The 22,058-nt window shown below is 37.9% G+C and carries 21 protein-coding genes and 1 tRNA gene; 11 read left to right on the top strand and 11 right to left on the bottom strand.

Annotation, left to right across the window (positions count from 1 at the left end; all coding sequences use genetic code 11):
- The first annotated feature begins 58 nt into the window (after positions 1–58).
- The 3 genes from dnaG (at position 59) to L2737_RS01335 (ending at position 4,044) form a co-directional block, all read left to right on the top strand.
- Positions 59–1,783, top strand: coding sequence for a DNA primase (dnaG, locus tag L2737_RS01345; RefSeq protein WP_102529738.1), 1,725 nt, complete (start codon positions 59–61; stop codon positions 1,781–1,783).
- A gap of 150 nt (positions 1,784–1,933) precedes the next feature.
- Positions 1,934–3,763 carry an RNA polymerase sigma factor RpoD gene (gene rpoD / locus L2737_RS01340; RefSeq protein ID WP_229367825.1) on the top strand — a complete coding sequence of 610 codons (1,830 nt, stop codon included), beginning with the start codon at positions 1,934–1,936 and terminating at the stop codon, positions 3,761–3,763.
- Positions 3,764–3,967: 204 nt separating this feature from the next.
- Positions 3,968–4,044, top strand: a tRNA-Ile gene (locus tag L2737_RS01335).
- Positions 4,045–4,413: 369 nt separating this feature from the next.
- Here the strand turns inward: L2737_RS01335 and L2737_RS22420 are convergent.
- Positions 4,414–6,309 (bottom strand): tyrosine-type recombinase/integrase, encoded by a 1,896-nt coding sequence (locus tag L2737_RS22420; RefSeq protein WP_248954507.1) that lies wholly within the window; start codon positions 6,307–6,309, stop codon positions 4,414–4,416.
- Positions 6,310–6,901: 592 nt separating this feature from the next.
- On the opposite strand from L2737_RS22420, the gene L2737_RS01325 reads away from it, so the two are divergent.
- From L2737_RS01325 to L2737_RS22485, 3 genes are all read left to right on the top strand, one after another.
- Entirely contained in the window at positions 6,902–7,177 is a 276-nt protein-coding gene (locus L2737_RS01325) for a hypothetical protein (RefSeq protein WP_248954506.1), read from the top strand.
- A 54-nt stretch (positions 7,178–7,231) separates the two neighbouring features.
- The gene (locus L2737_RS01320; RefSeq protein ID WP_248954505.1) at positions 7,232–7,636 is read left to right on the top strand and encodes a hypothetical protein; all 405 of its coding nucleotides are present in this window, start codon (positions 7,232–7,234) and stop codon (positions 7,634–7,636) included.
- A gap of 375 nt (positions 7,637–8,011) precedes the next feature.
- Complete coding sequence (locus tag L2737_RS22485; RefSeq protein WP_102430419.1) at positions 8,012–8,113, top strand: transposase family protein; 102 nt, start codon at positions 8,012–8,014, stop codon at positions 8,111–8,113.
- Positions 8,114–8,135: 22 nt separating this feature from the next.
- Here L2737_RS22485 and L2737_RS01315 read toward each other — a convergent pair whose 3' ends face one another.
- The 6 genes from L2737_RS01315 to L2737_RS01290 all read right to left on the bottom strand — a co-directional run bounded on the left by L2737_RS01315 (position 8,136) and on the right by L2737_RS01290 (position 12,285).
- The gene (locus L2737_RS01315; protein WP_248954504.1) at positions 8,136–8,576 is read right to left on the bottom strand and encodes a YiiD C-terminal domain-containing protein; all 441 of its coding nucleotides are present in this window, start codon (positions 8,574–8,576) and stop codon (positions 8,136–8,138) included.
- A 65-nt stretch (positions 8,577–8,641) separates the two neighbouring features.
- Entirely contained in the window at positions 8,642–9,286 is a 645-nt protein-coding gene (locus tag L2737_RS01310; protein ID WP_248954503.1) for a DsbA family oxidoreductase, read from the bottom strand.
- Between the two features lie 119 nt (positions 9,287–9,405).
- Positions 9,406–9,717 carry an EthD family reductase gene (locus L2737_RS01305; protein ID WP_055024798.1) on the bottom strand — a complete coding sequence of 104 codons (312 nt, stop codon included), beginning with the start codon at positions 9,715–9,717 and terminating at the stop codon, positions 9,406–9,408.
- A gap of 45 nt (positions 9,718–9,762) precedes the next feature.
- A complete protein-coding gene (locus tag L2737_RS01300) occupies positions 9,763–10,563 on the bottom strand; it encodes an SDR family NAD(P)-dependent oxidoreductase (protein WP_102329305.1) in 801 nt (266 codons plus the stop codon).
- Positions 10,564–10,704: 141 nt separating this feature from the next.
- Positions 10,705–11,526, bottom strand: coding sequence for a helix-turn-helix domain-containing protein (locus L2737_RS01295; protein ID WP_248954502.1), 822 nt, complete (start codon positions 11,524–11,526; stop codon positions 10,705–10,707).
- 165 nt (positions 11,527–11,691) lie between these two features.
- Positions 11,692–12,285, bottom strand: coding sequence for a TetR/AcrR family transcriptional regulator (locus L2737_RS01290; RefSeq protein ID WP_102366904.1), 594 nt, complete (start codon positions 12,283–12,285; stop codon positions 11,692–11,694).
- A 109-nt stretch (positions 12,286–12,394) separates the two neighbouring features.
- On the opposite strand from L2737_RS01290, the gene L2737_RS01285 reads away from it, so the two are divergent.
- Positions 12,395–13,213 carry a peroxiredoxin family protein gene (locus L2737_RS01285; RefSeq protein ID WP_102319797.1) on the top strand — a complete coding sequence of 273 codons (819 nt, stop codon included), beginning with the start codon at positions 12,395–12,397 and terminating at the stop codon, positions 13,211–13,213.
- Positions 13,214–13,231: 18 nt separating this feature from the next.
- The gene (locus L2737_RS01280; protein WP_102366903.1) at positions 13,232–13,789 is read left to right on the top strand and encodes a carboxymuconolactone decarboxylase family protein; all 558 of its coding nucleotides are present in this window, start codon (positions 13,232–13,234) and stop codon (positions 13,787–13,789) included.
- Positions 13,790–14,008: 219 nt separating this feature from the next.
- Here L2737_RS01280 and L2737_RS01275 read toward each other — a convergent pair whose 3' ends face one another.
- Positions 14,009–14,470: a hypothetical protein gene (locus tag L2737_RS01275; RefSeq protein ID WP_248954501.1), complete on the bottom strand. Its 462-nt coding sequence runs from the start codon at positions 14,468–14,470 to the stop codon at positions 14,009–14,011.
- A 628-nt stretch (positions 14,471–15,098) separates the two neighbouring features.
- Positions 15,099–15,995: a hypothetical protein gene (locus L2737_RS01270; protein WP_248954500.1), complete on the bottom strand. Its 897-nt coding sequence runs from the start codon at positions 15,993–15,995 to the stop codon at positions 15,099–15,101.
- A gap of 798 nt (positions 15,996–16,793) precedes the next feature.
- Between L2737_RS01270 and L2737_RS01265 the strand changes: the two genes are divergently transcribed.
- Together L2737_RS01265 and L2737_RS22480 are read left to right on the top strand one after the other, a co-directional pair.
- Positions 16,794–17,021 (top strand): hypothetical protein, encoded by a 228-nt coding sequence (locus tag L2737_RS01265; protein WP_248954499.1) that lies wholly within the window; start codon positions 16,794–16,796, stop codon positions 17,019–17,021.
- A 616-nt stretch (positions 17,022–17,637) separates the two neighbouring features.
- Positions 17,638–17,802 (top strand): transposase, encoded by a 165-nt coding sequence (locus L2737_RS22480; protein ID WP_428848365.1) that lies wholly within the window; start codon positions 17,638–17,640, stop codon positions 17,800–17,802.
- A gap of 302 nt (positions 17,803–18,104) precedes the next feature.
- On the opposite strand, the gene L2737_RS01260 is transcribed toward L2737_RS22480, so the two are convergent.
- Positions 18,105–19,208: a hypothetical protein gene (locus tag L2737_RS01260; RefSeq protein WP_248954498.1), complete on the bottom strand. Its 1,104-nt coding sequence runs from the start codon at positions 19,206–19,208 to the stop codon at positions 18,105–18,107.
- A 76-nt stretch (positions 19,209–19,284) separates the two neighbouring features.
- On the bottom strand, positions 19,285–19,800 hold the full coding sequence (locus tag L2737_RS01255) for a hypothetical protein (protein ID WP_248954497.1): 516 nt from the start codon (positions 19,798–19,800) through the stop codon (positions 19,285–19,287).
- A gap of 312 nt (positions 19,801–20,112) precedes the next feature.
- Here L2737_RS01255 and L2737_RS01250 point away from each other — a divergent pair, with 312 nt between their 5' ends.
- Positions 20,113–21,987: a winged helix-turn-helix domain-containing protein gene (locus L2737_RS01250; protein WP_248954496.1), complete on the top strand. Its 1,875-nt coding sequence runs from the start codon at positions 20,113–20,115 to the stop codon at positions 21,985–21,987.
- Positions 21,988–22,058 lie beyond the last annotated feature (71 nt).

Genomic DNA, 22,058 nt, shown 5'->3' with positions numbered 1-22,058 from the left:
TGCATCTTGCGCGGCTTGTTTGTTTTATCTACTTGGTAATGCGAGACCTATAGCATAAATGGCGATACCTCGTGACTTTATCAATGAGCTTATAGCTCGCACCGACATTGTTGATCTAATTGATCATCGTGTACCTTTGAAAAAAGCAGGGAAAAATCACTCTGCATGTTGTCCTTTTCATAGCGAAAAATCACCTTCTTTTACTGTCAGTCGAGATAAACAGTTTTATCACTGCTTTGGTTGTGGTGCTCATGGCAACGCCATCGATTTCATTATGGAATACGATAGGCTGGAATTTGTGGATGCCATCGAAGAACTCGCAGGTAAATTAGGATTAGATGTACCCAGAGAACAAGGTACTGGTCCTAAAAAAGATCAAGGTTTGAGCCGCGACTTATACCAATTGATGGAAGAAGCGAATCTCTTTTATCAAAGTCAGTTACGTCAGCACTCAGACAAACAAAAAGTATTAGATTATTTAGATTTCAGAGGGCTTTCATCCACTGTGGTTGAGCACTTTGGGATTGGTTTTGCGCCTGACGGTTGGGATGGACTATTAAGTCGCTATCGCCAAAATCAGTCAGCACAAGACAAATTACTGACTGCAGGCATGTTGATTGCCAACGATAACGGAAAACGTTACGACCGCTTTCGCGATCGATTAATGTTTCCCATTCGTGACCGTCGAGGTCGTGTAGTTGGCTTTGGTGGTCGAGTTTTAGGCGATGGCACACCGAAGTACTTGAATTCGCCAGAAACGCCCATATTTCATAAGGGTAATGAGCTTTACGGCTTATATGAACTCAAGCAAAGACATAGAGACCCGCAGCAAGTATTGATTGTTGAAGGTTATATGGATGTCGTTGCATTAGCCCAATTTGACGTTGATTATGCCGTTGCATCACTTGGCACAGCAACAACAGCTGAACAATTTCAGTTGTTAGTGCGTAGTGCAAAAGAAGTGATTTGTTGTTATGACGGCGATAAAGCGGGTAAGAAAGCCGCTTGGCGCGCTTTAGAAACCGCTCTGCCATTACTTAAGCCTGGTGATGTCGTTAGATTTATGTTTTTACCACAAGGTGAAGATCCAGATACGATGGTTCGCCAAGTCGGTAAAGAAGGCTTTGAAAAGTTAATGCTCGATGCGCTTGATTTACCCGCATTCTTATTTGAGACATTAACCAGCCAATACGGCACAGATAAAAGTGCACTGGCTAAAGAAGCTATGGCACTGATTGAACGAGTACAAGATACCGTTTTACAGAATTTATTATTAGAGAATCTTGCGCATAAAATTGGTATGAACAGCGCAGACGATCTAAAGAAAAAATTAGGTTTTGCCGTAAAACAGCAACAGCCTATGAATAAAAAGGGCTTACAAGGGCGCGGTACACCATTGCGATTAGCCATTGCTTTGTTAGTGCAACGACCTGATTTAGGTTACGGCTTAGCTGCCCAACCTGCTTTAGCCCACTTACAAATTGCTGGCATTGACTTGCTAATTGATTTGTTAAATTTAACTCGCGAACAACAGTTTAACAGCGCACAACTACTTGAGATATATCGAGAGCACGAGCAAAAGAGTGCCTTGATTAAATTGGCCCAATGGGACCACCAAGTGGCGGATGAGAACTTAGTTCAAGAGTTTAAACAAACCCTGATTTGGTTGAACAATCAATATATTGAACAGCGTTATCAGGAATTGAGTCTTAAACAAACTCTAACGAAAGCTGAAAAAATTCAGCTAACGAAGCTTATTTCGATAATGAAAGGCATCGCATAATTGCATTTTTTATTTTAAAAATGTTCAGTTAAGCAATGTCATGGACTAGCGTACTTTAGTTCATACAGCTATAATTGACGATTTGCTTGACACTTATGCTTCGGCAGGTGTCCAGTCGTTATTTCAGTTTCCCCAACTTGGATGATATCTATGGAGCATACTCCGCAGTCGCAACTTAAATTGTTGCTTGCTAAAGGTAAAGAGCAAGGTTACTTAACCTACGCTGAAGTCAATGACCACTTGCCAGCTGACATGGTCGATTCAGATCAGATTGAAGATATTGTCCAGATGATCAATGACATGGGCATCCGCGTTTACGAACAAGCGCCAGATGCCGATGACATTATGATGTCTGAGGACAACACCGATGAAGATGCAGCAGAAGAAGCAGCAGCTGCACTTGCTACGGTAGAGAGTGAATTAGGTCGTACTACAGACCCAGTACGTATGTACATGCGTGAAATGGGTACTGTTGAGCTATTGACCCGCGAAGGCGAAATCGTCATCGCAAAACGTATTGAAGAAGGCATTAATACGGTTCAAAGTTCTGTTTCAGAATACCCGCAAGCCATTGCGATGATTCTTGAACAGTTTGATAAGTATGAAGCGGATGAACTTCGCTTAACTGACATCATTGCAGGTTTCGTTAACCCAGATGACGATGACGTAGCGCCTACTGCTACTCACGTAGGTTCTGAGTTATCAGAAGAAGAACTTGAAGACGAAGATGATGACGGTGACGACGAAGAAGAAGAGGAAGGCCCAAAAGGTCCATGTCCTGAAGAAGCCAAAGAAAAGTTCACTCAATTACGTGAGTCTTATGAAAAAGGCTTAGCGGTAATTGAAAAGAAAGGTCGTGACCACCCTGAAGCCATTGGTGCTTTATTTGTCATCGGCGAACTCTTTAAAGAATTCCGTTTAATTCCTAAACAGTTTGATCGCTTAGTAAAAAGCATGCGCACCATGATGGATCGCGTACGTGTTCAAGAGCGTTTAATTCTAAAGTTATGTGTTGATCAAGCTAAAATGCCGAAGAAAAACTTTGTTAAGTTCTTCACTGGCAACGAAACTGATTTAGCTTGGTTCCATGCAGAAAAAGACAGTAACAAGCCTTACGCTGAAGGTTTGAGAATGGTTGAAGAAGACGTGATTCGTTGTAGCACTAAATTGGCTGCAATCGAAAAAGAAACAGGTCTAATCATTCGTGCAATTAAAGACATCAACCGTCGTATGTCAATCGGTGAAGCAAGAGCTCGTCGTGCGAAGAAAGAAATGGTTGAAGCAAACTTACGTCTAGTAATTTCGATTGCTAAAAAGTACACCAACCGTGGTCTACAATTCTTGGATTTGATTCAAGAAGGTAACATCGGTTTGATGAAAGCTGTAGATAAGTTTGAATACCGTCGTGGTTATAAGTTCTCGACTTATGCAACATGGTGGATCCGTCAGGCAATTACACGTTCTATTGCTGACCAAGCGCGTACAATTCGTATTCCAGTACATATGATTGAAACGATTAACAAACTAAATCGTATTTCACGTCAAATGTTACAAGAAATGGGTCGCGAACCAACACCTGAAGAATTATCAGAACGCATGTTAATGCCTGAAGATAAGATTCTTAAAGTGCTGAAAATCGCTAAAGAGCCTATCTCAATGGAAACGCCAATTGGTGACGATGAAGATTCACACTTAGGTGACTTCATTGAAGATAATACCTTAGAGCTTCCTTTAGACTCAGCAACTAGCGAAAGTTTAAAGAATGCCACTCACGAAGTATTAGCAGGTCTAACTGCTCGTGAAGCTAAAGTATTGCGCATGCGTTTCGGTATCGATATGAACACTGACCATACACTTGAAGAAGTCGGTAAGCAGTTTGACGTAACACGTGAACGTATTCGTCAGATTGAAGCAAAAGCGTTACGTAAATTACGTCACCCTTCTCGCTCTGAAATCTTAAAGTCTTTCTTAGACGAATAAGTCTAAAGATTGATAAAAAGCCCGCAACTAGCGGGCTTTTTTATTGTTATAAATCAGGGGTATTAACCTGAACCTGCCTGCAAATTGCTTAACAGATAACCAAACGATACGTAGAAGTGAATTTCTAGCGAATTGAGTGGTGACAAGTACCGATAAACTTCGTATACTTCCCTCCGCTTTTGATAGTGACGACTGTCTTAAGTCGGCCCCTTAGCTCAGTTGGTTAGAGCATACGACTCATAATCGTCAGGTCCCCAGTTCGAGTCTGGGAGGGGCCACCAATTTTTCTTTTAAGCCTTTGTTTACAAAGGCCTAAAAGATACCTTACTCTATTCTGTTCCACTTCTATTCCACATTTTCATACTTTCTCTCTCTATTTAATTCTAGTTTCCTGCATATTTATAATCAACATCTATGTATTTTCTCTACCGTCATCTTCAGTTCAACATTGTGTCCAAAGCAAAAAACACCGCTATCCTTGCCAAATCGTTGAGTTCATCTGAAATAACCACATTTTGATGCACGCTCTCAGTATATAAAGCCGCTTTCCCTAAGGCATACAATCGAACGTTTTTGTCTCTGCCAATCACGTCAACTTGTATTGCTAACACATCGCAATGACTGCTCTCTTCCCCGAGATTATTGTCTATCTACAGCTTCGGCTTTCTTTGGCTTCCAGCTTCAGCTGCAATTTGACTTTGAGCAGGCAACGCCTTTCTGTAGTTCTTGATATTATGAGTGGATAAGTGCCCAAGCTGTGAAGCTAATACTTCATCATTAAATTCACTAATCCGTGCAAGTAACGTTTCTCTAAAATCATGAAACCTGTATTTATTAATTCTTTCACCAGTTTTATCTATTGTGACCCAGCCAAATTCATCACAAAGCTTATTCCAGTCACAATAAAAATTAGATCGATGTCCAGAGTTGGACTTTGTTGAAGGAAACAAGTAATTCGCCCTCCCGTAATCTCCAGTGAGATATTTCTGCCTGGTATTTATCAATTCAAGTGTTTCTTCATCCAATTGAATATCGACTAATTTACCTTTTTTGGGCTTAACTCGAACCTTCATATGCTGAAAATCAACCTGTTCAAATTTCATAGACATAAGCTGTTGGGTTCTGAAATGTCCGGTATTTTGTAATTTAACAAAGAAAACGAAATCTTTTTGTTCAATTGAATTAAGCTTTCCAAGGATAGACTTAAAGTCATCATCAGGTATAACGACATGGCGATCTATATTTATTCGAGTTGCCCTTATAAATGGTTGTGCATCTTCGTAAGCGATAAGCCTCTCATCAAGAGCAAAATTAAAAGCCGCCTTTACTCTAGAAACAATCTTATCGTGAACGCCATTAGTACTTTTAAATGCGTCTAGGTAACGGTTAAATCTCGCTATAGTAAAACTTTTAATATCTTCATTAATCAATATCACAGTTTCTTTATGCTTTGGTAATTGGATTTCTTTTGGCTTAGACAGATGATTATTGATAAGAGCGGTAATGACTTTCCATTCAGCAGAACCTTCGCCATAACGTTCAACAATGTCATCTAAGTAAATTGCAATGACATCTCCGACCTTTTGAAAGACTTTAGAGTGCACTCTAAACTCACCACTACTTGGCGGTCTAGCCAGTTTCTCTTTTATCGCCAGGTAATCAGCTACAGCCTTTAATAGCTGCTGTTGACTAGGAGGCTCATGACGTTTCCATCTCAGAAGGACACACCGATGACCTTTACCATTATATTTACACTTAACCATGAAAGTGAGGTTAAGTTTGGTTAGCTCTATATTTAGGCCTTTTTCACTAATCCCAGCAACTTTAATTTTCCTTTTGCCTTGCGCCATTAAAGAATCAATGAGTTCACTGTCATATATCTGATCCAAAGTGATTTGTTTACATTCTTGCGTCACCTTTTGTTGAAGCTGCGCCGAATAACTACTTATCAGTGGTTGCTCAACCGGTCCACCTGATAACAGATCATCTTCTACATCTTGCAACGGACAAAGTGAATCGCCGCTGACACCCAATACATTGCATTCGTTAAGCTCAGGATTTAATGGCACAGGGCTTTCAGTCGAGGGGAAATCAGCCTCAGCGGATAATGCATCCGTTGAGTTAACACTGCTATCAGCTCCATTTAGGTCATCATGGACAGAACCCTCTGCTGCGTCTGCAACATTAGCCATTAATACGGATACTGATTCAGGTGCAATTTCGTCTATTTGCATAGAAACCGTCGGCTCGACCGTACCAAGCTGTTCGAGATGAGGAGCTGGAGCTGACTGTGATTGTTGCTTTTCATACTGACAAACTAAATGAAATAGCTCAGTGGCTTCTAATAACGTCACTTCAGATGCCAAAGCTATTTTTACTAATGCATTAATTCTTTTATCACTAAAGTAAGAGCTGGCATTGATTTTCGGTTCTAGAGCCTTTATCTCACTGTACTGGATAATAAATTCTGTAATAGCCTTTTTTGAGAGCCCTTGTATTTTAACAAATTCAAATATTGCCTCCATAACCTTAGACCGAGAATCCACAAACACACCCCCACTACCGCTGGGTAATGTGCTGTATTGATGAGATTCAAAGTTTAAGTGCATTAATAAATCACGCTATAGTTTGTGTTAATGCAATCAGGATAAAGGATATAAAAAAATTAAAAAAAAAAAGATTATGCCGGAATTTCATTTTTTTTAGCTAAAAATGAAAATAATGCTAGCTGTAACGCCAGCTAATTAACAAGCAAAGTTAATCATATAAGCAATTTTTTAAATCACATGCCAAGACTTGATAATACAACAAGCCCCTCCCCCCTCAGATACCACCTATCACTACTTTCATAATCTCCTGGCTAAGTAAATCACCGTTCTAAAGCTACCTACCCCGAAAACTGGAATGAGTACACACAGAACCAGTTAATGCCGCTAGCAGTAGTCCAGAGAGCATCCAGCATTGAGAATGAACAAATGCCATGGACAAAAAACAATAACCTCTAATTAGCTAATCAATGCTTTCGTTAAATAGTGCATAAAGTGAATTGAATTATCATAAAAATCAGATACACCAGTATATTCCGCTCTATCTGTTTCTAGTTAATAACGACCATTAATCTATTAACGAGAAACAATCATGAACCAACATAAGCAATTTGCTCAAAAGACAAATAAGTTAGTTCTCCTACTGGAAAAACTGACTGCTGTAGTGAGCTCAGAAGCTCTCTTCCTGGAAAAACTGACTGCAGTAGTGGGCTCAGAAGTAATCTATCAGGATATAACTATTTATGAGGATGACGTCGAACTTGAAATACTTAACTTTCAAATTAAGCAGCACTTGAGTCGTCAAGGTGTACAAGCGTCAGACATTAAACTGGCAACTGATTTTGTTAACCAATACATAAACGAATAATTCCCTAGTGGAGTTCTTAGTTAGTCACGAGGACATCAACCACTAGGAATTACGATGAATAAGTCAGAAACACAGCTTATCAAGGTCTATAAACGTCAATCTAAGTCGCCATGGGATGACCACAGCACAGTATTGCTGCTGGCAGACCATCAGCTTGAGAATGATGAGGTTCAAGTAAGCTTTAATAAATACATTTATTTACATCGAAATACACAAGGACAAATGTTAGGTATCAGTATCAGCAAATCGCTGCTTGAAGAGCATGCTGAGCTTGAGAGTCAATATTTGACAGATATTGATGCATACATGATGTTATTAATATACATAGAAGATATTGCCGCTTTTTGTGGATTATTCAGCAACGAATTTATTAGTATTTTTGGGATTCATCCGAATTATTACTATGAGGCTGCTGAGCAATATTGGTCTGATTTGATTATTGCTGCTGACGCACAGTAATCGCCATCTAGCGAACCCTATTGGGTTCGCTTTCTTATGGCTTAAGCTAACCCCTTAACATGCCCTAACAAGCTTTTGGACAGGAATCATTTAGAGTACTCTGTCTAAGTCGACTAATATTGATTAGAAAAAATATCCCAAATTATCAAAGATCTATAATTAGTTTTGCCCTCTTTATCTACAAAACGAGCGGTGAGCGGTAGCCGTAGAGTACAGGGCAAGATCACCAAGCTTTACCTTGAGCTAAGTTTTTTATCTTATACTTCTTTTTGATAACAAACCAAGTCAACCATGTCTGAGCTCAATTTATTCAAGTACTTTGTAGCCATTGAAGATACACGCCAATCAGGATGAGTTGTAAATAAACTCTTTGATATTCTGTTCCTTACCACTAGCGTTGTGATTGCAGGAAGTCAAGGTTGGGAAGAAATTGAAAAGTTCGGGCGTGACAAACTGGATTGGTTGCGTAAGTTTTAGTTTTCTTTGCATTTTGACCTAATTACTCTTTATTAAAAACGACGTATACTCCCTCAAAAGTAGCAACCAACTCATCCGCACAAAATAGATTGCAGGCTATTTGAACACGCCCTTTTCCCTTGCGTTGAAACGCACGATGAAACCGAGACCACGCCGTAAGGTTGTCATATTTACATACTGCTGTTACATCTTTGTTGGCGGGCTTCAGGTATCGAATGCTATTTTCTTGAATAACAATTTGATGTTTTTTACCCTCTAACTGGGCATAAACTAAAGACCAACCTGCCAAAATACCAACAACAGATAAGCTGCCGCCAAACACCGTATTCATGTGGTTTGTATTCACTCTCAATGGTGCAGTAATCTCGATATTTTTGCTGCTACAAGTATTCACACCGATACCGAGAGACTTTGATACTGGTATATGATGATGAAGGTAGACTTCAAGCTCTCTATGTTTCATATAGACCGCTGCCTTTTTCAGACCGCCAAAATATTGCAAAAGTCCGTTTTAGAGGGATGCAGGAATTACACTTTAGCTAATTCAGTTAATACTTGCTTATAAGTATCCACTGATTGGGCTCCAGAAATAGCGCTCTCGCGATTGAATACAACTGTTGGAACACCTGATATACCCGCTTGTTTCCATTGCTGTTCCAGCGACTGGACATGACTTCGCATATTATCGTCATCTAGGCATTGCATTGCTTCGTCAACATTAATACCAAGACTTTGCAACTCTTGCTCGAGGGTACTCTTGCTGGATATATCTTTTTGCTCGCTATAAAACGAAGCAAATAACCGGTTTTTAAGCTCGGTTTGCTTGCCTACACTTTTTGCATGCTCCAGAAGAATATGAGCATCAAGGGTATTTACAGCTTTTAGCCCGTCAAAGTAGTCGAATTTAAACCCAACGTCTTCTCCAAGCTCTGTCATCTCTTTTCTGAAACGAATGCTATCTTCTAGTGTAGTACCGTACTTCCTTTTAAGGTGGGCACGTAGGTCTTCACCTTCAAGCGGCATATCTGGATTTAACTGAAAAGGTTGCCACTCAATCTCAATGCGATCTTCTATACCAAGCTCTTTTATCGCGGTATTTAAACGCTTATAACCGATAATACACCAAGGACAAATCACATCTGACACTATATCCAATTTGATGTTCTTATTCATATTTAACTCTTTTTATCAATCGTTTAGCTTCAATTTTATTTCATTAAATAACACTAAGCAGAATCCAAATTGTTTATTATTCGGTATCCTGCTCATTTTCACCGTAGAGAGTTGCGGTTCTATATTTTTTGCTCACAAAGCTGAATTGTTGGAACGGTATTAGTGAAGTTCGGTACATCAGCTTTTATCTTCTCTGCATTTGGGCCAAATGCCGTTTGAAATGACTCTATAGATTCAAATGAAATTGTACTAATCGCCACATATGCCGCTGCTTCACCAGGAACAACACTTGTTAGCCCTGCATCTACTGTCGCCCCTTTTAGTGCGTCTCCCAGAAGCTCTCCTATCATAGGAACATGTTTGTTGCAGTAGTAATCAAAATCAAAAATCACATCATCGTTATTTGGGTATATTACGTATACTTTAATCATTGCTTTTTCCCTTTTTCTTTCACTAAAGTTTTAAACTGTTGGGGGTTACATTTTGTTCTTGGGCATTGCTTTTCCAATCATTGATTCACCCATTATTGCCTGCTTTTGGTGGGAGATGATCCCAGAAAGAATAGCGGTCATTCGATTACGTTTACCTGGAACCACAACTGCTTTTCTACCCAAACCATTGATAGCTATTTCTGCTACTTCTGCTGGATCTTTTGCAACCATTGGTAGTTTTGACCAGTCAACGCCATTATCAGCAGTCATCGGTGTAGTTGTTAACCCAGGAGAAAGAACCGTTACATCAATACCCTTGGGTTTAAGTTCGCCATGAAGAGATGCACCTAGCTGAAGAACATAGGCTTTGGTACCTGCATAATTTGAAAAATATGGAGAAACCATATGACCAGAAAGACTTGATACCATTAAAATACCGCCTCTTTTTCTTTCGATCATCGCTGGTGTAAAGTGGTGAGTCAGTTGCAATACAGAGGTAACGTTAAGCTGTATCATCTTCAACTCTTGCTCTAGAGATGATTTAGCAAACGAACCATTAACTTCAATACCAGCGGCTAGTACAAGTAGCCCAATACTTTTGTCAATTTGCTTAACTTTTTCGACGCCTTCTGACGTACTTAAGTCAGCAGAAACGGTCGTTGCTTTAATTCCGTAGCGTTCCGTAAGCAACGTAGCTTGCTCTTCAAGCTCTTTTTCTCGACGAGCGACCAAAACAACGTTCAATCCTTTTGCCGCAATCTGGCTTGCCATTTCTGCGCCAATGCCTGATGTTGCCCCTGTGATAAGTGCCCAATCACCATATTTTTCTTTAAAGCTGATACCCATAATTCGTTACCTTTCTCTGTGTTTAGTTGATGGGGTAACTATATGGAATTGGGAGGTACAGGGCTCTCCATAAAAGTTCAAAAATTGCTCACATTAGTTCAAACGAGCCAACCTGAATGGAAAGGTTAAAATGCGTTGGTGTCAGGTTAAACGAAATTGAGAAGGGGATAGGCCTGTTTGTCCTTTAAAGGCACGGTTAAACGTGGAAATCGACTCGAAACCCGTTTCAAAAACGATGTCGGAGATACGTAAGCTATTATCTTTCAGTAACACTTTAGCTTTGTTGATTTTTAATTTGGTAATGTATTTTATTGGGGGCTCTGAATACACCTCTTTAAACTTACGTTTAAAAGTAGAAACACTCATATGACACAATGCTGCTAACTCATCCACACTCAGATCCGCATACAGATTACTTTGGATAATATCTTCAAATTTGGCAAAGTTAGGTTTAAACATAGAAGCAAGAAAATCGAGTTCAGAAGGTGCGCTGGTTCTTTTTGCCATAAGAATGACAAATTCACGTAGTTTGCTCTCGATAAGCAAATCATCCGCCAACTCTGGAGAATCCAGCAATATACTGATGCTATCACGATAGTGCTCTAGCAATTTGTCCACTTCAACCTGTAAAATATTATAATCGACCCTGTATTTTGACTGGCTAATATCAAAGTTAAACAGTGACTGAAATATTTCAGGATAGAGAAGGATACCAATCGCTTCACCTGCACCTTCATCATTATGATAGCTAGTGTTTTCATAAAAGTAGTTGGTGCATTTTGCCAGTATTCCGCAGTTTTTGTTCAATGAAGCAGATTCTGTCTGTTCCCTGATGTTAAAATCGCCATTTGTGACAAACGCAAAACATGCTTCACTGTCTACAAATACGCGCGGCATACGTTTGAAACTGGGTATATCTTGTTTTTGAAAAACAATACGTCCATTATATTTTATTGTTTTCATTTAAAGGCACCATTCAATAGTATTGCGATAAGGATAAAGCAGTCTACCTGCTCGATTAACTAATTGGCTCAACTAGAATCGTGTTGCTACGGTGCTGCACTCATAATCATTAGACATCTAAAACTCGACAACAAAGCTAAAGCTCGAGAATAGTCTACGCATAATCTATTTTTCAAATGTACTCAATACAAGCATGAATGCATGTATAGATCGAGCGAGAGATTCATGTGGTCTTTGCCCTCTTGATTGAACTTTTAGTCCTTGACGAAACGTAAGGAAATAGTCGGTCAAATGCTCTGCATCTATACCATCAATAAGTCGTTCTGTTTTCTCATATTGAGTAAAAAATGCCAGTGTTGCAATACGACCTTGTTCAAACTTCTTAATAACATACTCATAGAGGGCTGGTTCGTTTGATTTTAATTCAACAATACTGTTTGTAATTAAGCAGCCGTAAGTGAGTAGATCATTCTCTGGATTTAAGAACTCACTATCAAATAAATATTGAAGATTCTCTGATATTGATTTATTTGAGTCGAGTTTCTTGAGTACCACAGACATGTGATGCTCAACATAGAAATCTACTATACATTTAAACACGGTTTCTTTGTTGCCAAACGCGTTGTAAATACTGGTTTTCGTTAATCCTGTAACGGTCGATAATTGATCCACCTTAGTCGACGCATAACCATGCTGCCAAAAATATTTGGCCATAACTCCAAGCACTTCTATCTCGTCAAACTGTCTTTTCTTTGCCATTTATCTATACAACTACATAAAATTCTTATTGACACCTATTGTACTAGTTAGTACATTAATTGCAAATGTACTAACTAGTACAATTAAGCAAAACAATGAGGAACAAACGATGTATTCAGCTATAGCACTATCACTACTTGGATTTTCCACAACGGTGATTGGAAGTTTGCATTACTTTCTAAAAGTAAAAAAGAACAAGCCGCCCAAAAATCCTATCATCCTTATGCTAGCACTTGCCGCAGGTGTCCTTTTGGGGCTAGGTGCAATTATCAGTGGGATTATAAATATGCATTGGAGCTTTGTTTTCGTTGTCTTAATGTCCAGCTTTTCCATATTTCTTGGTGGTAAATTCATTTGGGTATTCAGTCAAAAAGATACTCCTCTAGGTGATATTGAGGTTGCAATTGGAGATAAGTTCCCACAATTCGAATCAACCACATATGACAACGAGATTTATTCGACTGATGACCTAAAAAATCAACGTGTTCTACTTAAGTTTTACCGAGGTGCTTGGTGTCCATACTGTAGTGCTGAATTAAAAATGTTTAACGATATGAAACCGACTCTGGATCGATATGGAGTTAAGGTCGTTGCGTTGTCGGGAGATACGGCAGAACAAGCAAAAATGCACATCGAACGAGATAGTTTAGATCTTCTTCTTTTGTCAGACCCAGAACTCAAAGTAGTTAAACAATACGGCGTTGAACACCACAAGGCTTTAGGGGCTGACTCGTCTAAAACAAAAACAGTATTAGGGCTGCCATTTCCTACTTCATTTGAATACAAATCAATGTCTATCCCAACATCGATCTTAATTGATGAACATGGTGTCATCCAATGGATAGATCAATCTGAAGACTATCGACTAAGAGCAAGCGAAGAACGATTAACTCAAGCCTTACGCAACGTTTTCACCATTAATAAATAATAAACCGAGAGAATTATTATGTTTAACTACCACAATATTGAAACAGCACCAGAAGCATCAAAGCAAATGATGGAGCAATCTAAAAAATCACTTGGTTTAATTCCAAATTTACATAAAGTGCTAGCAGATGCTCCTGCAACTTATCAAGCTTATTTGAAGACTTATGAGTTATTCACGCAAAGTACACTATTCAGTCCACTCGAAGCTCAAGTGGTTCTGATGACATCAAACTTTGAAAACAACTGTCACTATTGCGTTCCTGGTCATACGTGGATCATGAAATCAGCTAATATGCCAGAAAGCATTATTGAAGCACTACGGGAAGGAAATGAGTTACCTGATGTCAAACTACAAGCGTTGCATGTCTTTACTAAAGAGCTACTAGATAATCGTGGTCATATAGGTGATGAAAAGTTGCAGAACTTTCTAACGGTAGGATACACAGAGCGGCATGCGCTTGAAGTGTTGACAGGCCTAGCTTGCAAACTTATTTCAAATTTCACCAATGCATTATCTCATACACCAGTTGATGGCCCATTAAAGGCTTTTGACTGGACTCACCCTTCAGAGAGGTAAGATCAATCTGAAGAGAGTATCTACTGATACTCTCTTTTAATGGCCGTGTATTTTCATAAGTATATGTGTTGTGGATTAGTAAATTTGGCCACATAGTCAGAACTCTAGGCATAAAGAAAAGTAAGTCAAATTACGAACCTTTAATATAGCCTCATTCCTGCTCTAGCTTGTTATGGGGCATCAATCATTTAGCCCCAAGCAATTCTAGACTGTTTGATATTACTGCTTTTCGGCAATATGGTTGTATTTTAAGCCTGCTTCCTGAAAAATTTTTTCTAACGCTTCTTGGATCATGAAATCTGGATCTTTCCTAGCTAAAGAAGTTCGGAAAGACTCACCAGTAATTAGCAATTGCTTATTTTCAGCTTTTCTAAAATCTATCTTTATCTTGATCAAGTAATTCGTAATATCCCACTGCCAATTATCAACATAAGTGATAACAATATTAGCGTCATTTGGAACTTCAGTACCATCCAAAGGAGTGGCTGGATAACCTAGCAAAGTTAGCTTATCCGCAATAATGTAATTCAAGTTTCTCTTATCAGGGGAAAAATGTTGTACATATACATTACCTAATTCGGTCAATGATTGACCAGGGGCAACAGTTGCTTCAAGTCTCGTAGCGCAGCCCGTCATAGTAGCTATTACACTTAACAGCAATACAAATTTTAATATTTTCACAACCATACTCTTATAATTGTTATTTGGAGCGTAAATACTAAACTATCTAAAAACCTAAGTAATTGACTTAAAACAATGTTATATAGGCACAATGTAGTGGATCAGCAAATTTGGCCACATAGTCAGAGCTCTAGACATAAGGAAAAGTAAGTCTAATCGCGAGTCTTGAAATTAGCTCAATCCTGCACTAGCTTGTTTTGGGGCACAAACGAGTTACTGTTCTCACAATGTACCTTAATCACCATTCCAGACTATACTTTTAAGACGATTAACAAGGATTGTTAAGAGGTCGCATGGAGCATATTGATCTAGGTTTAATTTGGGCCACTATTGGCCTGTTGTGTGTACTTTTTTCTATAATCTATTACTTGTCATCAGGTGATTAGTTGAAGTTTTTTACTCTCATTCTATTTAACTAGCTTAATTTCTCCAGCTTCAGGCTTACTTATTATTGCGGAGGGAAACATGGATGCCTCGGCGCAGTGAAACGGAGTTCTTTTTATGGATAAAATTAATCTCTGGTGATTCTTCCATTGTGTTGAATACCTCACTCTTCTGTAATGCCTGAATGGCTTTGCCTTGAAAGACACCCTTGGGGTGTCTTTCTCGTTTTTGTGCCGGTTAAAATCTATTGATAAAAAACATTTTCTAATTCACTGCATAATACGGTTCGATATATGATTTTGCTTTGTAATAGCGCGACGTCTTGTGATGCTAAAAGTGCTTTACGAGTCTTTTTATCTACTCGAGTCACCATCTCTTCGAATAGCTGATTATGCAGTCGCTTAATATCACTAAATACCTGCAAGGATTGAGAGAACAACATGACCTTGTCGTAATAGCCATTATTGAGGCCGTAAAGCCATTTTAATAAAATGGTCTGTCGTGCAGCTTTGGTTTTAAAGGAATGTTCTAGTTCAATTGCAACAAGGCTACCCGTTGGCTCTATGACAATTCCATCTACGTTTCTTACGTCATTTGATTTAAAGAGTCGCTTAAATTCAGGCTCTGTGACTAATGAAATCCAGTACGGATTATCCTCACCTGTTTTGGCCTTATTGTGAATGCCCCGTAATTGGATATATTGCATCATTAAATCATGCATGATGGTGTTCTGATTAACCCGTAATGAGGGCTTATCGTTGGTGCGAAAGTAGACTGCGATGGATAATAACTCTTCTGCATATTTTGCGCCCGCGTAGTCCAGTACATACACACGGTCATCAACAGACCGATGTGTTATCACTAAGCTGAGCAACTTTTCTTTTACAAGCTTATTGAGGTGTTCGAGTGCTTGCCGCTTGGGAATACCATATATCACCGCGATGAGGGTTGGCGAGGTGACACCAAATCGAGCCACCATTTTAATGGTTAACTCCCGCCTGGCTTTACCCGTCTGATTATTATTTTCCCCTGGTATATATTTCATGGGCATGAACAAATAAGGTTGATACTTTTCAGCCAGTTTCCCTGATGAGAACACGGCAGTATTGATGGTTTGTTGTAGTTGTTGATACACGTTCATATTGATATTTTTTATGCTTTGATTTTTAGGTATTCATAACTAGTTTCACTGAGTACGAAGTGTCATTTTTTATCTGTAAGGTACAGATTTTCATGCCGTTAAAGCGAGTTATCCCTGTCGGGATGAAAATAGCGATGAACATCGCTACCAAGCCAGCCTTTGGCTGATGAGTGTTTAACTTCGTTAATCCCTCATATGCTCTGAAGCGCCCACCTGCTCTGATGACTCGTCATCGGCGCAAGTTTACGAGCTACGCTCTAGCACTTCACAGCATCAAACGCGCATGTATTTCGCTACGCTCTGTACTAACCGCATTTTCACCGCTTATGACGAGGGGATGTGTTCCACCTCATTTCCCTCTTTCATCGCTATGATTTTCTGGCGAAAACCACACAGGTTTAGCCTTCAATTTGTACCAAATATGAAGCTAAATTTTGCTGAGGCAAAACTAAAATTCGGTTAGTACAGACCAGCTGTACATGCGCGTGCTGCTTCTCGCCATTACTTCGTAATAACTCACATCCGCATTTTGAAAGCATGTTGCACATGCCTTTTTATTGCAGAAAATCGTGCCGATTTTTGCTCGGTAAGGATAATTCTGTCGAATCAATGCAAAGAGAATAAAAGCTGAAAAACGAATTTTTTGAGTCTTATAGGGGTCTAGGTATCTGACGAGGTGAACAAAGAAAGGACAAATATTTATTGATGAGCTTTCAGCCAAACAAGTTTGCAATTCAGTTTTATTTCATTAAATTAAATTTAGAACAGTAATTAACCTTCATCATTAAAGGACACATTATGACTTCTAAAAATAACGCCCCTATTACCAATATTGATGGCACGCCAATGGTCTCAGGCTCAGGTGTAGACATCAAAGGTAACCCATTCGGTATCACTGAAAGTAGTAGCTCAATAAGCACTTGTGATACCGATATTTCATCAAGCTTCGATACTTTTGATTCTTGTTCAAGTTTCGACTCAGGTTTTGAATCGGGGTTTGACTCGGGGTTTGATAGTGATTTTTAATCAACAAAACGAGGCTTTTTATGCTCGTTATACGCCAGTACTTATTTTACTCATCTCGACTATAGTTTGTACGACTATGCTTTGGACAACCGATAACCTTTTATTCACGTTACCCACAAACTTATTGATTTTGAAATTCGCCATCGGGGAATACGCTTATCAAAGAAGGTACAAGGATAAAGGGCTGCCTGAGGACTCTTGGTTTAAATGTCGCTACTTACTATTTAAGTTTTTTTAAATTAAAAATCAGCAAAGGTATCAGCTTATATTCATTGAGCTGATACCTGTAAAGGAGGTTCCATGGAATTTTTACTACCCTTAACGGTGTTAATCGTCGGATGCATCATTATTTGTAAAAGGTGCAATGAAACTGAAAATCAAAAGTGATAATACCAATTAAGATTGGCTACCTGTCTAGAGATTAGCTGGCGTGTTTATGGGAAAACCTTATTAGTTGGCTACTACAGGTAAAGAGGTTAGAGCCTTGGCAGGACAAAGACTTAAACCGCGGCGTGGTGTCTGAACACAGGTACTCGAACTTGATGTTCAGTGGCAACGACATAAGTGCCGCATAGTGTTGTTTTGAAATAAGAAAGCAAAGCGTTACCTGTGGTGAATGACTAATTTGCAGAGTGAGGAGTTTAGCAGTAAAGATGTGATGAAACTATACCGAATTCGCTGGCTGATTGAGCTGCTATTCAAAGAGTGGAAAAGTCACAACAACCTAAAAAAAATTTGTAACGCGTCAACCACATCTGGTCAAAGGGTTGATTTGGACTAGCCTGCTGAGTTTACTAATCAAGCATTATATCGGCCGTGTCGCCCAGAGGCGGAAGAAAGTGCGCTTAACTATGTTTCAAATAGCCAAATCTACCCAAGGTTGATTCGAGCCAGTAATGAAATCGTTGGCAGGAAAATCAATAATTCAATTGAAGGCTGATCAGGGTTGGGCAATAACATTTATCATTGCAAACTGCTGTCGAGCCCAACAATCAAAATCTAGGCAAGACAACAGCTTGGGGTCGATATTGGAACATTTAAATGCTTAAGGTTCAGGATATGTTATATGTGTAATATAGAGTCTTAAATATCAAATGAGCATTGCCCAACAGAATTCGATGTAAGCCACCTAATTTCATTTATAGTGGTATACGCATATTTGAATGAGTTTAATTCACCATTTAAATTGATATTATCATATCCTATATTCCCAAACCAAAAGAGAGGCTTTTCATCTTCTACTTTAGCCACCCATAATACTTTTAATTTATTACCATTTGCATCTTCAATAAACCCCATTTTATTATGTGCATCGCAAACATTATCACCTTTTTTAAATTGGCCAGGTTGGCTTTTACCTTTTACCCATACTAAATAGTTCATTTCATTTAATTCATCAATGATCATCTTACGTTTAGAGTAATCGTCTACGTGTTTAATATTTTTAGCTTGAAGAGTTTTTAATTCCGATTGTATCTCCTCAGCTAAAACGGTCATATATGAGCTAGCCGAAAAATCAACTTTAATAAGTGGCTTTGAGCTCCAGTCAATAATCCATTCTGCTGAGTTTTTCTTATATATATCGTAAAGATTATCATAAGCATAGTTATAACTATCTTTTACTTTTTGAATGTCATTAGCTATTTCCAATAGTTTGTCAGCATGTGCTAATAAATCTTTTTTAAAAGCTAGCATTTGTGGGGTAACATCTTGCATAACTTGCGTTTTGTGTTTTAAAAGCAGTACATCCTCTCTTCTCTTATAATTGAAAGAATTAGGAGGTAGTCTTAAAAGAAATCTTGAGTCACTTTTGTAAATGTCCATCCCCTTGCGACTATTTGTATACTGACTTCCTTTCTCATAGAAATGCGAGATGTAAATATCAGTAATTTTGTAAACACCATTGATTCTAACTACATCAAATTCAGTTCTATAAAATACTGAGTTAATTTTATCAATATTTTTTTTATCAACATTTTCAGGTAGGGCTTGCTCAAGCTCTCCTTTGAAATTAGCGAAATGTTTATTGAATTCCTTATAAGAGTCTAAATAATCTTTTTTAGCACTCTCTAATGGTGAAAGTTGTTTTTTTGCAAGAGGTTGAACTTGAGTAGATTTACATCCCACCGACAATATAGCTATTAAATAAATAAAGAAAAGCATAATACGGTTATTATTTTTATACACCTTCAAAGTTCCTTAGCTTAATAAATATTAGTTAAATAAAAGTGGTTTTCAAGAAGCAGAAGCTTTAAAGTTATTCTTACAAAGTTAGCTGTTTATCTAAAGAATACTGCTTAAACAATTTCGTAAACCCTTTAGCTGAAAATATATAACCATTGAAAACAACATAATTTGATTTAAAAAATCTATCTTTCAGAAAGTTACTATTTTCTTCTCCAACAGAAAGATACGATATATTTAGCATAGGATAATTTTTATCTTTCGATAACCATGAGCAATGAACAGTAAAATCCATCGTTCTGTCATCAACTGTTATTTTCTCTACACGAAGTAAATCCTTGTTCCAATCACTTTTACATTGCTCTAAATCTTGGGCTTTATCCAGGCTAAAACCTATAAAAGTATAAGCTTTTTTGCCGTAAATATTATTTGGAGGTAGGTGATATAAACTAGCTCTTGCAAATAAATTGGGTCCACTTAATGCGGTCCCTCTAGTCATGTACAACCCCATTGACTCTTTCCAATGAGTAAAAACATCTGCGCATACAGAAAAGCTAGAAAAAATTAAAATTGTACAAATAAAAATATTTTTCACAGAAATAAGATCCTTTTAATAGCTACTTTAACCAATGGTAGAAGTAAAGTTCAGGGTAGAAGTAAAGTTCAGGGTAGAAGTAAAGTTCAGCTTCTTTAGCTTCATATACAACCTCATAACAGCCCAGTTTATCCAGCATAATATGTTGATTTTTTGTGATGCAATAGTGAATAAGTGTGAATTGGTATAATTTACATACACTTAGAGTTAGAGTTGTTGCTTTAAAATAAAAAACATTTAACCTTATTAAAAATTACAGAAATGAAATACAGCATTACTTAAAAAATGAAATACAAAATAAATGGATTTTTAATGTCTGCAGATCTCACCTCTGCAGAGAAGGACGAACAACTAACTCTTTTTACTTACCAAGAAACAGAAGCTTTAAAGTTATTTTTAGCCTCGGAAAATGGTTTTGTAGATGCTCAAACTTTAGAGCAGACCGTGTGGGGAGAGCGAGTTGTAACTCAAAATTCATTACGTAAGCTTATTAGTGCTCTACGCTTGAAGTTGGATGACAAAAACTCAATAAAAAACGTAAGAAATAAAGGTTACCAGCTGTCGTTTGAAGCAATTCAAGATTCAGTAAAGAAATCGCCTAAAATTTTTTCTAGCACGACTATTGTTATTACTTTCATAGTATTGGTGTTAAGTATGGTAGCCATTCACTATGCCGTATCAAGCAATAACTCAACTCAATTACTACCTAAAGTTTCACAGCAAACTGTTTTTGAGTCACACGATTATATTGTCGACTATGCAAAATTTAATGACGCTTTATACGTTACAACGCGAGACTCAAAAAAATCCACACTTTATAAAACCGTAAACCGTCAAAATACGGTTCTTTTATCTGCTAATTACCCTGGCGCTTATCGAGGTATAGAGATTCATAGCAGCGGACGAACTGTAATGCATGTTGTTGAAGACTCAAAATGTAAAATTAAAATTTTTGATAAACCATTTGAACATCAGATAGATGAGATCCCATGTAATAGGCAAAATGCATATCCTTCATTCGATTGGATTGACAAAAATAAATTTTATATCACTTTCAATGTAAGGCCCTCAGATTCAATCAAACCCTACACCTATGATATTGAAGAAAAATTTTTGCAGAAGGTGACTACTACTAATTTTGATTCAGAAAATGGTAAACACTTCATTGATGCTTTTATCAAAGGTCATGGTGACGGAATGTTTTCTATGAGAGAAGATAATTTAGATGAAGTGTCTCTTATCTATTTTGAAGGAGATAATCGAAGAACCTTAATTAGATTTCGAAATAAACCATATTCAATTGCAGTATCAGAAAATAATTTATTTTATGTAGGTAATAATAATGAACTATTAAGAACAACATTGACAGATGATATCTACTCTCAAGAGTTAACCACATCTTATGTTCTTGCTCCTCAAACCGTTAAGATTTCTGATCCACTTATGTTAGATAGTGAGCTTTATTTCGCTTTAGGGAATTCAGCTCGGGAGTCAATATCAAGCCATTCAGGAAATTTCAATTATAGCCTTGAAAATACAATAATTGACTTTAACTATACCAGTAAGATTCTTTCAATATTGGCCATCACTAATAGTGGTTATGTTGTAGAGCAACTTAAAGATGGTACCGTTTTTAACTCTACTTACTTTGATACAACGCTAAGCTTAAGACAAATAGCTTTCCATCAAGGAGAAGTCTACTTAGCGGGTACCTCTGGTGTATATAAACTCGTTAATGGCAAGCTAATCAGTATTAGTGATATCAAAACCATCAAACTTGTTTCCAATGGCCAATGTTTCATTGCAGAAGCAGAGAAAGGCATTTATCAATTTGAAGCAGAAAGCAATACTTTTAAAATGTTCACAGCACAAGGTGAAAGAGCCTTTGCTAGCAAACAAGGTTGCTTATTTGTCGATAATTTATCTGGTTATATCATTAATGAGAAACGTGAAAAGGTCGCCAAGCCTCTCTTAGCGCGGTATCTATTTGAGCATAAAGGTAAAATTAGCCATTGGCATTCTGTCGGTGAGCAAACGCATATCATTGATGTGGAGTCAAGTGAGGTTATTGCAAAATTGCCCAATCGAGCATTATACAAGCGAGTTATATCTTATGAAGATGATATTCTTTACTTAGGGCCAAAAGATGTTCGCACTTCAATTGTCAAATTAAAACTTGATGAGTAACAAAATAATCATTTACCTCTAAGCTGAGCAGTTTACAAAGGGCAAAAAGTAAAACTGATTTTGATTGTTTG

The organism is Shewanella electrodiphila (genome assembly GCF_023283985.1).
In the GTDB taxonomy this organism is placed as follows: Bacteria; Pseudomonadota; Gammaproteobacteria; order Enterobacterales; family Shewanellaceae; genus Shewanella; species Shewanella electrodiphila.
Note: the sequence above shows the minus strand (reverse complement) of the source record. Positions and strands in the feature narration are given on the sequence as shown.

Bases quoted from the DNA above. Each gene is read 5' to 3' on its own strand.
- dnaG (WP_102529738.1), top strand. From the start codon at position 59: ATGGCGATACCTCGTGACTTTATCAATGAGCTTATAGCTCGCACCGAC.
- rpoD (WP_229367825.1), top strand. From the start codon at position 1,934: ATGGAGCATACTCCGCAGTCGCAACTTAAATTGTTGCTTGCTAAAGGT.
- L2737_RS01325 (WP_248954506.1), top strand. From the start codon at position 6,902: ATGAACCAACATAAGCAATTTGCTCAAAAGACAAATAAGTTAGTTCTC.
- L2737_RS01320 (WP_248954505.1), top strand. From the start codon at position 7,232: ATGAATAAGTCAGAAACACAGCTTATCAAGGTCTATAAACGTCAATCT.
- L2737_RS01315 (WP_248954504.1), bottom strand. From the start codon at position 8,576: ATGAAACATAGAGAGCTTGAAGTCTACCTTCATCATCATATACCAGTA.
- L2737_RS01310 (WP_248954503.1), bottom strand. From the start codon at position 9,286: ATGAATAAGAACATCAAATTGGATATAGTGTCAGATGTGATTTGTCCT.
- L2737_RS01305 (WP_055024798.1), bottom strand. From the start codon at position 9,717: ATGATTAAAGTATACGTAATATACCCAAATAACGATGATGTGATTTTT.
- L2737_RS01300 (WP_102329305.1), bottom strand. From the start codon at position 10,563: ATGGGTATCAGCTTTAAAGAAAAATATGGTGATTGGGCACTTATCACA.
- L2737_RS01295 (WP_248954502.1), bottom strand. From the start codon at position 11,526: ATGAAAACAATAAAATATAATGGACGTATTGTTTTTCAAAAACAAGAT.
- L2737_RS01290 (WP_102366904.1), bottom strand. From the start codon at position 12,285: ATGGCAAAGAAAAGACAGTTTGACGAGATAGAAGTGCTTGGAGTTATG.
- L2737_RS01285 (WP_102319797.1), top strand. From the start codon at position 12,395: ATGTATTCAGCTATAGCACTATCACTACTTGGATTTTCCACAACGGTG.
- L2737_RS01280 (WP_102366903.1), top strand. From the start codon at position 13,232: ATGTTTAACTACCACAATATTGAAACAGCACCAGAAGCATCAAAGCAA.
- L2737_RS01270 (WP_248954500.1), bottom strand. From the start codon at position 15,995: ATGAACGTGTATCAACAACTACAACAAACCATCAATACTGCCGTGTTC.
- L2737_RS01265 (WP_248954499.1), top strand. From the start codon at position 16,794: ATGACTTCTAAAAATAACGCCCCTATTACCAATATTGATGGCACGCCA.
- L2737_RS22480 (WP_428848365.1), top strand. From the start codon at position 17,638: ATGACTAATTTGCAGAGTGAGGAGTTTAGCAGTAAAGATGTGATGAAA.
- L2737_RS01250 (WP_248954496.1), top strand. From the start codon at position 20,113: ATGTCTGCAGATCTCACCTCTGCAGAGAAGGACGAACAACTAACTCTT.